Annotated in this window: 7 protein-coding genes and 1 pseudogene; 5 read left to right on the top strand and 3 right to left on the bottom strand. The window is 45.8% G+C overall.

Annotated features, from left to right (window positions below):
• Window positions 1–302: 302 nt before the first annotated feature.
• The gene (locus H6F91_RS11205; protein ID WP_347280030.1) at window positions 303–1082 is read right to left on the bottom strand and encodes an ABC transporter permease; all 780 of its coding nucleotides are present in this window, start codon (window positions 1080–1082) and stop codon (window positions 303–305) included.
• 28 nt (window positions 1083–1110) lie between these two features.
• On the bottom strand, window positions 1111–1962 hold the full coding sequence (locus tag H6F91_RS11200; protein WP_190770853.1) for an ATP-binding cassette domain-containing protein: 852 nt from the start codon (window positions 1960–1962) through the stop codon (window positions 1111–1113).
• Window positions 1963–2280: 318 nt separating this feature from the next.
• Here H6F91_RS11200 and H6F91_RS11195 point away from each other — a divergent pair, with 318 nt between their 5' ends.
• The 3 genes and pseudogenes from H6F91_RS11195 to H6F91_RS11180 all read left to right on the top strand — a co-directional run bounded on the left by H6F91_RS11195 (window position 2281) and on the right by H6F91_RS11180 (window position 5552).
• Window positions 2281–2748 (top strand): MarR family transcriptional regulator, encoded by a 468-nt coding sequence (locus H6F91_RS11195; RefSeq protein ID WP_190770852.1) that lies wholly within the window; start codon window positions 2281–2283, stop codon window positions 2746–2748.
• 527 nt (window positions 2749–3275) lie between these two features.
• Window positions 3276–4439: pseudogene (locus tag H6F91_RS11190) on the top strand (DUF4419 domain-containing protein).
• Window positions 4440–4994: 555 nt separating this feature from the next.
• Window positions 4995–5552, top strand: coding sequence for a PsbP-related protein (locus H6F91_RS11180; protein WP_190770849.1), 558 nt, complete (start codon window positions 4995–4997; stop codon window positions 5550–5552).
• A 190-nt stretch (window positions 5553–5742) separates the two neighbouring features.
• On the opposite strand, the gene H6F91_RS11175 is transcribed toward H6F91_RS11180, so the two are convergent.
• The gene (locus H6F91_RS11175; RefSeq protein ID WP_190770848.1) at window positions 5743–6504 is read right to left on the bottom strand and encodes a metallophosphoesterase; all 762 of its coding nucleotides are present in this window, start codon (window positions 6502–6504) and stop codon (window positions 5743–5745) included.
• A gap of 258 nt (window positions 6505–6762) precedes the next feature.
• Between H6F91_RS11175 and H6F91_RS11170 the strand changes: the two genes are divergently transcribed.
• The gene (locus H6F91_RS11170; RefSeq protein ID WP_190789322.1) at window positions 6763–7587 is read left to right on the top strand and encodes a nucleotidyltransferase; all 825 of its coding nucleotides are present in this window, start codon (window positions 6763–6765) and stop codon (window positions 7585–7587) included.
• 1021 nt (window positions 7588–8608) lie between these two features.
• Window positions 8609–12472 carry a GAF domain-containing protein gene (locus tag H6F91_RS11165; RefSeq protein ID WP_190770846.1) on the top strand — a complete coding sequence of 1288 codons (3864 nt, stop codon included), beginning with the start codon at window positions 8609–8611 and terminating at the stop codon, window positions 12470–12472.
• The last annotated feature ends 100 nt before the right edge of the window (window positions 12473–12572 follow it).

The raw sequence follows: 12572 nt of genomic DNA, 5'->3' as shown, positions 1-12572 counted from the left end.
CGAGGATGTTCCATTCTTCATCAGTGAGGCTGCTGGAATATGGCATGGTACCTTGGTTCAAGGGATTTCAGTACCTTAATTTGAGATTGTAAAGATGTCAAATGGGTTCTATATAGAATCCGCCTATAGGTAGCAGTATGTTTTTTATTGAAATGCATACTGTGCGAGCGTTCCAGCAGAAAACATCCCGTTTCGATGCGAAGTGGAGTTCGTCTCCGTTACAAGGAGAGACATTCTGTCAGTCATCGTTGTCCATAAAATGTGACGCCATCTCACAGGCAACGATGATGATAATGATCTGCTTACATGGCAAGGCGTGGATACAACCGAGCACAAATAAGAGTTAAAACCGTTGCCGTGAAAAGCAAAACAGCTATATTGAGCGGAAAGCTATAGAGGCTGGTGCCGCCCACGACCATGATGCCTCGCAATGCATCAACTTGATAGGTGAGAGGATTAAAGTGAGATAACACCTGTAACCAGTGCGGCATGAGAGCGATCGGGTAAATAGCATTGCTGGCAAAGAAGAGAGGCATCGTCATTAATTGACCAATACCCATAAACCGTTCCCGTGTCTTAACCAGACAGGCCACCATCAGCGAAAACAGAGAAAAACAGGCCGCACCTATGAGTACGACCAACGCAACACCCAGCAGTGCTAGAGGATTGAAGTTTAAATTGACGCCTAATAACCAGGTGATCAGATAAACGATAATTACCTGCACCAGACTACGAATTCCGGCTGAAAGCGCTTTTCCTAGAACCAGAGAAGTTCGGGGAGCAGGACTGGCTAAAAACTTGTGCACAATTCCTAAATCCCGTTCCCAGATAATCGTCATCGCACTGAAGATAGCGACGAAGAGTACACTCTGAGCCAAAATTCCAGGGGCTAGAAAATCCAGATAGCGGAGATTACCAGTCGGAATAGCTCGCACTCGCGTAAACACCTGACCAAAAATTAATAGCCATAAGGCAGGCTGCACGGCCCGTAGCAACAGATCTGTTGGGTCATGGCGCAGTTTCCGAACTTCCAGTTCTGCGACGACGAGGGTTTTCTGAATGACGTTGGCGATCGCCCCCACCCCTCCTCTAAATTGCGCGGGTGTAGGTCTATCCCAACCGCTGAATTGTGCGTCGGACTCTTGCAATGTCACGGTAGTTTCCTCCCAATTCTAGTTGGTCGCCTGTGTAGTGAATAAAGACATCATCCAGGGTGGCATTAGGCTGATGAAGTGAGGCTTTCAGCCGTTCTGGCGTATCCACTGTAATCACGTTGCCTTGATGCATGATGGCAACTCGATGACACAAATTATCCGCTTCCTCCATGAAATGGGTCGTCAGGAAAACCGTTGTCCCGTAATTCACGCGCAATTGCTCCACCAGCTGCCACACCGCTTCCCGCGCCCGTGGGTCCAACCCGACCGTTGGTTCGTCCAGAAATAAAACGGGTGGTTGGTGCAAAAACGATTGAGCAATTTCCAGGCGACGAACCATCCCACCTGAGTAGGTACGGACCAGCCGACTCGCCACATCCTGCAATCCCATAAAATGAAGAGCTTCTCGAATACGGGCATCGCGCGATCGCCGTGGAAGGTCGTACAGTTTTGCAAAGATGAGTAGGTTTTCGTAGCCGGATAGTGTGCCATCCGCCGAAAGCGCCTGTGGCACATACCCAATCAGGCGACGCACCTGGCTTGCCTGCCGAGCGATATCAAATCCAGCAATACTGGCCCGTCCAGCGCTGGGCGGCAGCAGGGTTGTAAGCATTTTAATGACAGTACTTTTACCCGCTCCATTAGGGCCTAATAACCCAAAAACTTCTCCTGCCTGAACAGAGAGATTGAGACCGTTGACAGCCGTAAATTTATCAAAGGTACGGGTTAAGTCGTACGTTTGCAACATTGTGGGTGTAGTTGCAAGAGATATTTCTGGGGTGCCATTGCACCGGGATGGTGTAGTCATAGTAAATTTTCTAGCTTTATCACGGCAGTTCCGGTTGTATAGCTACTGCCCTGGACTTCTCCAAACACGTTTGAAGCGATCTCACGATTTTGAGAACAGGCTGAACGAGCACAAGCAGACTTTCCACTGAGCAGAGCGCCTCATAGGAGCTACTGCCAGCCTATTCAATCTGAACCAGCCAATAATGTTCTGCTTAAGTTGCCAAGCAGATAGTTAGCCAAGCTAACTAATACTTTGCCATACTTTTAGAAAGGTGGAATACTTCTTTAGGTTCAATGTCAATTTCCATCCCTCTGGCTTACCTGTCGTCCTGCGTTTATGGCTTCCCCATCCCCCAGTCCAATTACTCCTGAGAACTGTGCAGCTGAACTCATGGAAACCATCCATCCCATCATGCAGTTCATCCGCACTGAAATGCGTAGCCAACGAGAGCCGTCCCTCTCAGTCCCCCAGTTTCGACTGCTACGATTTCTCAGCCGCCATCCGGCTTCTTCGTTATCGGAGGTGGCCGAGCACCTGGGCGTGACACGAGCTACTGCATCCGCCATGACCGATCGCTTAGTGAAGCGGGGGCTGGTCGATCGGGCCGAAGATCCCCAGGAGCGGAGACAGGTGATGCTCAAGCTCACAGGTACGGGACAAAAACAGTTAGATCAAATGCGGAATATGACCCGGCTCAAAATCTCTGAGTTGATGGGTGGGCTGACATCCGAGGAACTCGCCAGTGTATCAAAAGGATTAAAGATTTTAGGAAACCTGTTTGAGGAGCCCAGTGACAAAAACTGACACCGATACCAAAGCAAGAGAAACGGCATTGCATAAAGAGAATAATATCATCCTCTTTATGCAATGCCTGGGTAAATAGCTAATCTTGACCGGTTGATCCAAGCTACTGAAGGCTTCAGCCCGACCACCTGCAGCGGTTTCAACAGAAGGGGCCGTGTTGCTGTTCTTGAATGTGGCAGGCCAATCTGTGATAAATGCTTGGCATTTAAGCAGTAGAAGGACCCAGAGGAGAGGGGCACTTTGCGCCCTTCTCCTCTGGGTCCTAAAACACATTTGCAATCTACTGAACTTTAGTAGATCGCAGATTCTCTAGAAAATATCGTCCTGCGTGTTGATCGTTTCATTCGAGTTGGTAAGTTCAAATACTTGCGTTCAATCTTTTGCGCATCGTGTATACCGAATTAGCGATACCCAGTTGCGGCTGTAGATTGAATTTGGCTAAATTATACAAGTTCTATATCTAAGCAACTGGAAGGGCACACTTGACGGAAGAATCTGAGCCTTCAGTGAGTAAAGAATTGTTGCCAATGGAGAATAGCCAGGCTGGGACATCAACAGTGTTTGAAGTTTCAGGGGTAGCACAAGCTGACAAACCTCTGCCAGAAGTTCCATACTATGAAGCTGTTGAAGCATTACTTAGAAAGCCCACGCCACAGGGGTGGGGCGACCAAGCAAATTCCATTAAGTTACCGAAGCGAACGATTGAATCTTGCTCCCAGTATCACGGCCAATTGGTCGACAATGTTCTATTTCATCCATTTGTTGAAGCAGTTCATATAGCTTTTAGTGATCATCGTCCCTTGTGCTTATCACCGGATATGATTTGGCTGCTAATAAGTCAGGGATTAGCAAACCACATCAATAACAACACGGAACAACTCAGACACCAATTTGTCAAACATCAGGGCAAGGTCAAGATCAAAATTCAGCAGAATGGTTTCGTCAAGGGATCGCCAAAAAATCCTTGGAGCGAAGTCTTTAAAGAATTTTCAGAAGCAATTCGACAACACATTGGAGACGAAACTCATGAATTACTCATTCCCACTTTTTCAACAACTGGTTTAGTTGAGAGAGCAGTATCAGAAATTGTTTTATTGGATGCAGTACAGTCCTATTTCGACTATGAGTTGGATACGAGCTGTGGAATTCCTAAAATAAAACTTGAAGGTACTGTTGCAGACTGGCAAGAGTTACGGCAACGAACAGAAAAACTCGCTCAGTTTAACCTGCACTGGTGGGTTGACCCACTGATTCCAATTTTGGAACAATTTATTAGAGCCGCACAAGGTAATCCAGATCAAAATTTTTGGCAAGTAATATATAAGAGGACTTGAATGAGTGGAGGAGCTCGTATAACAGGCTGGATTACCGCCTTCTTTCCGTATTTGAAGGATCAACAAACCGGCAAGATTAGCCGACGAAATTATTGGCTAACTGAAGGTGGAGAAAGACTACAAAAGCTTTTATACCTTGATGATCCTGAGGAATATTTTTTGGGAATAACAACCAACGAGTTTCCAGGTAGTTTGGCAAAAGCTCCCTTTCTCTGGCAATGCTCCCGTTGGTGGTACTTAACATCTTCTTACAAAATGGAGTTCCTTGGTGGATTTGCCGGTGTCAAACAAGATCGAACTACTCTTTTCTTGCGCCCTGAAATTGGATGGGCAGTCCGTGAAGCAACTACTCCATAGCTTGAGATTTATTTCTCTTTTATCACCCTGGCTCCAGAAAAATGTTATCAGCCATCCGGGAAAATAAGAGAAGAAGTAGGAATACTAAATAACAGAACAGGTATAGAAAATAGATACAAAATGAATGCTTGCGAGATGCCTGAGAGCTTTATATGGCAATCATTCTATTCTTCTCAAATTGGTGCTGCCTTACCATGCCTACCACAAAAATTTGAGGTTTAGAAAAAAATTTTGTCTGCCAAGCTGGTAAAGGAGAGATATCCGGCAATAGCCAATCAATCCATCAACGTACCTGAGGCGGGTGGTGCAGTTCAAGGTACTGGATCTATCGGGTTACGGGAAACTCGACTGATCTAGTAGGATTTATACAGAATGGAGGAGGGTTAAATCTCAATAGTTCTGTCTCTGAGTATGTTTCCCCTCAGATTACGTCGTTGACCTAAAAGACGGGTTGAACGAAGTTAATTTTTCGTGCACTTAGCGCACAAAGAATTAACTTCGTTCAAGACTGCCAATAAGCAACTCATACAGTTCTTTTACTTCCGAGAGTGACTGATGTATCCAGAAATTATCGTGGCGATCGCCCTTCTCATCCCCCGTCCTCTATCACTCCCTATGGGGCCAACAACTCAAGTTAGCGCCCCTGCGAATCTTTTAACAACGACAAAAGCTCAGGTCAGCACGCAGCGCTTCTCTATCACGTATCCCGACCATTGGATGATTACCCAACAGAGTACCGATTTTCTCATCATTTTTAATCAACCCCTCATCCCCGGTGGTGGATACGCTCCGCCCTACATGATCAAGACCGATATTGGTATTCAGCCCTTTCCCATGGAAGAGTCACTTCGCGGTCGTGAATCTGGGGAAAGGATGCCCTCAGAATTTGGAGAAACCCCTGTATCCCGCCGGATGGAAACAGTGGTCGTCAACGAAAGAGAAGCCGTACGTGTTTGGCAAGATGGCGGTGAAACGTTTAGAAATATAGTTATAACCTACATCCCCGTGAGCGATCGGGAAACAGCATATTTGAGTAGCTTTTATAACGTCCAAAACCAGGCCGCAGAAGCCGCTATTCTTCAAGTTCACAACTCATTTGAGTTTCTAAAATAATGCACTTCTTAGGAGATTTCTGCATAAGAATTTACCCGTGATGTGGATGCTTGCCCACTAAGCGGGCAAGCATCCACATCACGGAGGTAATTTTATTACTGGAAATCTCCTTATGCCAGGATCTCTAACAACGCAGACATTAATTCAATATATTGATAATGCCTTCGCAGACAAAATGTTCAACTTGGCTTTAACCAACTTTTTCCTGAGTCTTGAGTAAAGGAATTTCTAGTAAGCGAAATGGAGGCTGCTCAGGAAAATGCTTCTTTAACAATGGCATAGCAACGTTATAGACTGGAATGTTTTGGCTGGTTCGTCCCTCTATATACCCATGGTGAGCATGGCCATGTAATGCAGCCGCAACCGAAAAGCGATTTAAGGGATCTTCTAAACGACTAGAGCCTAAAAATGGCACGATATCACAGGGTTCTCCCTCAACCGTCTCTTGAATGGGAGAATAGTGCAACACCGCAACCTTTTGCTCCGTGTCCAACTTCGCTAAGGCAGACTCAAGCTTGAGAGCTTCTTCTGCGGCTTCATGCACAAATTGTTTAACAAGTTCTTCACCCCAAGGTTGTAGCATTCGGGAACCAAACCCTCCAGCAAAGCCTTTCACGCCAGCAAAGCCGATTCCAGCAACCTCACATGCCTCCCCATCCAGCGGCTTGATTCCCGCTTCTGCCAAAATTTGCCGTACTTCTTCTGGCCGACCCGATTCATAGTCATGGTTGCCCAAAACGGCCAGAGTTGGAATGGTTGTCGTCGCTAATTCGTTAATTAGGACGTGTACCTCTTCTGCTAGTCCATAGTCAGTCAAATCACCGCAGAGCAGTAATACGTCGGCCTGCTCATTAGCTTTAGCAAATAGAGGCTGTAATACTCCCTGTGAGGTAGTAGTGCAATGAATGTCGCCAACGGCCGCAATACGAACGACATCTTTCGTAGTTGACATATTGCCTCTCCCTGATCTTCTCTATCAACATCATGGGCCGCCAATAGATGGCTTCCCTGCCTCGTTGGGTACATTTTGGCCATGGTTTGTACAGCAATTGATGGTACAAGTTCTTCATTCTCAAGCCATTCATTAAAAGTTTTTGATAAATTGCTAAAATTCGTTCTTTAGGCCGATGAATTATAGATAGCGATTGCCCACCATAGAGAGTTATTGAAGTTCTAGTAAATCGTTAGAGTAGTCGTCAAAAAACTAAGTATGGTATTTTCTCAACCCAAACTCGCCCCGGAAACTCGTGAGTTTTATTGTCAAGCTCTGAATATTTTGAATCAAGCACAGATGCCATTTCTCATTGGTGGTGCTTATGCTTTTGAGTGTTATACAGGAATTTCCCGGCATACAAAAGATTTAGACATTTTTGCCCGTCCCAGTGATGTGCAATCTATTCTAGATGTCTTTGCTCAGGCAGGTTACCAGACAGATATTGCTGTATCACATTGGCTAGCAAAAGCTTATTGTGGTGAAAATTTTGTTGATATTATTTCTAACTCTGCCCACGGTTGCCTTCCTGTTAGTGATGCCTGGTTTGAGCATGCCGTTTCCGATGAGGTGTTTGGCATTCCAGCAAAAATTTGTGCGCCAGAAGAAATAATTTGGTCAAAGGCGTATGTCATGGCACGCGATCGCTTTGATGGAGCGGATATTGCTCATCTAATTCTGGCCTGTGGCGATCGCATAGACTGGTCAAGATTAGTCACTCAGTTTGGCGATCACTGGCGAGTTCTGTTTAGCCATCTTGTATTGTTTGGGTTTATCTACCCAGGAGAGCGATCACGTATTCCAGCATGGGTGATGCAACAGCTAAGCCAGAAAATTGCAGAGGAAAGCAGCCACAACGGAACATCCGAGAAACTTTGTCAGGGTCCATTGCTTGCTCCCCTCCAATATCGAACAGATGTGGAGCAATGGAATTACGAAGATGCGCGACTACAACCAAGAGGAAATTTAACGAAAGCAAACGTAGTGGAGTGGATTGAACACTTGCAGCAAGAGAAAGATACCAGTGAAACTTGTGAGGTATAATCCTCCATCCTTTCATCCATCCTCTCTGTATTCAGCACTTCAGGGATTATTCACTTCAAAGGTTAATTTCCCATACTTTTAATGCATGGGAAATTAACCTTTTGCAGTTGGTCCGTGAATCCATAACCTTAAATACAAAACTCAAAATAAGTAGGGGGTTGCAATTAAATAGGAGACCGAAAGGTTATACCGTCATGAAGCGGTTGACCCAACCTTTTGGATCTTAGTTTAATTCGGCTGAGCTACTTATGGTGCTGCTCTGAAGCGGACAGCACAGTATTTTGAGTTTTGTGTTTAATTGAGTTGAGCCTATTACTCCGCGTATAGAATAATAGAAGGGGATACCGTTGGAAGCCGAACAGCTAGCTAAACAAGGATCTGCATTAAACTTCCGCCACACAAGATCCTCACATCCTTCCCTCTAAAATTAATCCATAATAGATTATGGACAACGTATGAATTGCGATCGCGTTCCTTCACACAAGGATATAGGCAGCCGTCCTGACATGCTCCAGATTTTCCTCACGCCACAGCATCCATGCACACGGTCTGTTCCGATTCGTTGCTGTACCGCCACAACGACTAAACTCTTTCATTAATTTCCGTGGATTCACAGATTCAATTTTCTGTCGCCTGTGCGTAACAATTTTCTCTCTCGTATAAAACTACCCTCATGATCCGTTAAGGGCTTGAAACAACGGAGTAATCAGCAAGGGTGATACAGCTGAGTTATTACGATCAATGACATATACCACTAGAACGTGATGCAGCAATCATCCAAGGGGTATGTTGAAGGTATAGATGGGTGAAAGGTAAAGCTACCAACTTGAGACAGCTTCAGGCGATCTAGAAAAGCAGACTAGAGAACCAATCCTCCACAGGGTCCTTCTAGTGGAGCTAACGACAGCGAAGGTAGTAGAAATTAATCATTGCATCTTTTAACCCTCTGCGGCTGGTTATACACCTGCTATTGTGCTGCATCAGGCCGCTACAAGGATTCACTCTGCCAGAGAATTTCATCATGCCTGTCCTATTACCTCATAACGAGATTCTGCGATTGAAAGCATTGGAGCGGTACCAGATTCTTGATACCGATGTAGAACAAGCATTTGATGAGTTGGCCTCTCTAGCAGCACAAATTTGTGCTACCCCAGTTGCTCTGATTAGTCTGGTAGATCAGAAACGGCAATGGTTCAAGTCCAAAATAGGACTATCCGTTTCAGAAACAAGCCGAGACTTAGCATTTTGCGCCCATGCAATTCTGGATGATAAGCCTTTCATTGTAGAAGATGCGGCAGCAGACGAACGGTTTTCGAGTAACTGCTTAGTCACAGGTGCCCCACATATCCGGTTTTATGCTGGGATACCTCTGGTGACTCCTGACAACTACCGGCTAGGAACAATTTGCGTCATTGACTGGGTGCCTCGGCAGCTGAATGCTGAGCAATTAGCAACCCTTCAAGTTCTTAGCCGCCAGGTGGTCAATTTGTTAGAGTCACGATGTCACTTGGCTGAGCGCCAGCGCGTGGAATCTCTGCTAATGGAACAAAATCGAATTCTAGAGATGATTGCAACGGGTGCTCCTCTCGTGGATGTGCTCAATACGCTCATTGGGGCGATCGAGAGTAAGTCTGCTGGAATGATTGGCTCAATTTTATTGCTTAACTCCCAAGGAACCCACTTACGGCACGGAACGGCTCCTAATTTACCAAAAGGCTATTTTCAAAGTATCTCTGATTTAGAAATCGGGGCCAACAGTAGAACCTGTGGTCGAGCCGCATTTTTAAGAGAAGTGGTGATTGCCTCAGATATTGCTAGTGATAGCCGCTGGGAGCAGTTCCGGGATTTGGCGCTTTCCTATGAATTGAGATCCTGTTGGTCTACCCCTATTTTTTCTTCTACGGGTCAAGTGCTCGGTACGTTTGCCATGTACTATCGAGAACCTCGTAGCCCTAATGCTTTTGAAGAAGAATTGATTGGGATGGCAGGTCGCCTCGCAGGAATTGCGATCGAACGTCAGCAAGCCCAGGAGAGATTACAACAGGATCTGATTCAACGAAAACAGATCGAATCAGCATTGAAAGAGTCATTGCGAGACTTAACAGGTGTCAAGTTTGCGCTAGATCAGTCTGCAATTGTAGCTGTTACTGATGTAAAAGGAATTATTACCTACGTTAACGATAAATTCTGTGAAATCTCGAAATATACTCGGGAAGAATTGATTGGACAGAGCCACTGTCTCATTAATTCCAGTTATCATTCCAAAGAATTCTTTCAGCAGATGTGGTTCACGATTTCCAAGGGTGAGGTGTGGAGGGATGAGATTAAAAACCGGGCGAAAGACGGCAGTTTCTATTGGGTAGACACCACGATTGTTCCATCTTTTGATGTTGAAGGTAAGCCTTGTCAGTTTGTCGCGATTCGCCATGACATTACGGCACGTAAGCAAGCTGAAGAGTCATTGCGGGAGAGTAAGGAGCGATTACACTTTATCCTGCAAAATATGCCGGTCATGCTTGATGCAATGGATGATGAATGGAATATTGTTTTTTGGAACCGGGAATGTGAGAGGGTTACAGGTTACAGTGCTGATGAAGTCATCAAAAATCCAAAGTTGATGGAATTGGCCTATCCAGACGCAGCTTATCGCGAACAGATGATGGCTCAATGGGTGGAACAAGGGAACAACTATCGCAACTGGGAATGGGACATTACCTGTAAGGATGGAAGCATCCGAACGATCGCCTGGTCAAATATTTCTGAGCAGTTTCCAATTCCGGGATGGGCCACTTGGGGAATTGGTGTCGATGTGACAGAACGCAAACAGGCAGAAGCCGCCCTGCTGCAACAGGCCGAACGAGAGCGGTTAGTCAGCACGATTGCTCAGCGCATTCGTCAGTCACTCAATCTTCACCAAATTCTAGACACAACAGTATCCGAGGTTCGCCAGTTGCTTCAGGCTGACCGCGTGTTAACCTATCGAGTTAGCTCAGTCGGGATGAGGTGTGTTACGAATGAGGCCGTTGCCCCTGAGCACTTGCCGCTGATAGATCAAGTCCTGTCAGAAGACATTCTTCCACCCAAGTGGCTTGAACTCTATCGGCAAGGACAAGTTCGTGCCATTACGGATATTGAACAAGATGACCTTGCTCCTTGTTTGATAGAAACCTTACGAAATCTCGGTGTGCGAGCCAAGCTTGTTGTACCCATTCTTTACAGAGAAGCGTTGTGGGGCTTGCTGATTGTTCATCAGTGTGAGCAACCACGAGAATGGCAGCCATTAGAAATTGAACTGTTAAAACAGCTATCGACGCAAGTGGCGATCGCCATTCACCAGTCAGAACTCTACCAGCAAACCCAGATTGAATTAGCTGAACGTAAGCGAGCTGAACAAAAAGTTCGAGAGCAGGCAGCCCTGCTGGATGTCACCACTGATGCAATTCTGGTCCGGGATCTCAATAATCAAATTATCTTTTGGAATAAAGGGGCAGAACGGCTTTATGGCTGGCTAGCCTCAGAAGTCTGCGGTAAAAAAGCGACTGAGTTTCTATACCGGGAAGTACCCATTCATACAGACGAGATTCACCAGGCTGTGCTGCGGCAGGGGATGTGGCAGGGCGAATTACATCAATGGACAAAAGCAGAACAGGAAGTAATCGTTGAAAGCCGTTGGACATTAGTTCGTGACGCAGATGGAGAAGCAAATGCCATTTTGATGGTTAATACAGACATTACCCAAAAGAAACAGCTAGAACGCCAGTTTCTCCGGGCTCAACGGATGGAGAGCATTGGTACGCTAGCGGGAGGGATCGCCCATGATCTCAATAATGTGCTATCGCCCATTCTGATGTCTGTACCACTACTAGAAATGCAGCTGCGTGACCCCAATGATTTGAAAAGCCGACAGTGGTTGGATATCGTTGAAAACAGCGCCCGACGTGGAGGCAACCTGGTGAAGCAGGTATTATCCTTCGCCCGTGGCATTGAAGGAGAGCGATCGCTGTTAGAAGTGAAGCACCTCATCTGGGAAATTCGAGAAATCGCTGAAGAAACCTTTCCCAAATCCATTAATTTCTCCACGAACCTTTCACGGGATATTGGTCTTATCTATGGAGATGCGACCCAGTTGCACCAGATTCTCATGAATCTTTGTGTGAATGCTCGTGATGCCATGCCGGGGGGAGGTACTTTACAAATCAGCGCTCAAAATGTAGAGCTTGAAGAACGGGATACTCAGTTGCATATCGATGCCAAAGTTGGGCCTTATGTCGAGATCACCGTGTCAGATACGGGAATGGGCATTCCGGAGGATGTCATTGATCGTATTTTTGACCCGTTCTTTACAACAAAAGAAATGGGCAAGGGCACGGGGCTAGGGCTTTCGACAGTCATGAGTATTACCAAGAGCCATAATGGATTTGTGCTGGTTTCCAGCCGAGCCGGTGTAGGTACAGAGTTCAAGGTCTATTTGCCTGCCTTAATGGAGGGCGAGCACCTAAAAACACCAGACACAAATCTGCTGCTTGGGTCTGGTCAACTTGTACTGGTGGTTGATGATGAAGAGGCAATTCGAGAGATCACCAAAACAACCTTAGAAGACAGTGGATATCGTGTACTGACAGCAAGTAATGGCTTAGAAGCTATTTCTCTCTATGTTCGACATCAGCATGAAATTCAGGTTGCTCTAATTGATATGATGATGCCGTCTATGGATGGTGAGGATACCATTCGCACCTTAAAAGTAATGGATGCGCAGTTCAAAGTTATTGCAACTAGTGGATTGTATACCTCTGATCAATTAGTTGAACTACACATTGAACAGTTTTTGCAAAAGCCGTTCACAACGCAAGACTTGCTATCAGCCCTTTACCAAACACTGGTGTAGCCCATAAACCTCAAAGGGCTGTGCCGCCTACTTCGAGAAATGTAAACTTCTGTATTTACATGTTCAGGGAAAACACGTGTTGTGAATACTGAAAGGGGAA

The organism is Leptolyngbya sp. FACHB-8 (assembly GCF_014695575.1).
Taxonomy (GTDB): Bacteria; Cyanobacteriota; Cyanobacteriia; order Elainellales; family Elainellaceae; genus Vacuolonema.
This window is presented reverse-complemented; position numbering and strand designations above follow the sequence as displayed.

What these genes read in the sequence shown, in the direction of transcription:
- H6F91_RS11175 (WP_190770848.1), bottom strand. Translation starts at nt 6,504, where the DNA reads ATGTCAACTACGAAAGATGTCGTTCGTATTGCGGCCGTTGGCGACATT.
- H6F91_RS11200 (WP_190770853.1), bottom strand. Translation starts at nt 1,962, where the DNA reads ATGACTACACCATCCCGGTGCAATGGCACCCCAGAAATATCTCTTGCA.
- H6F91_RS11195 (WP_190770852.1), top strand. Translation starts at nt 2,281, where the DNA reads ATGGCTTCCCCATCCCCCAGTCCAATTACTCCTGAGAACTGTGCAGCT.
- H6F91_RS11180 (WP_190770849.1), top strand. Translation starts at nt 4,995, where the DNA reads ATGTATCCAGAAATTATCGTGGCGATCGCCCTTCTCATCCCCCGTCCT.
- H6F91_RS11170 (WP_190789322.1), top strand. Translation starts at nt 6,763, where the DNA reads ATGGTATTTTCTCAACCCAAACTCGCCCCGGAAACTCGTGAGTTTTAT.
- H6F91_RS11165 (WP_190770846.1), top strand. Translation starts at nt 8,609, where the DNA reads ATGCCTGTCCTATTACCTCATAACGAGATTCTGCGATTGAAAGCATTG.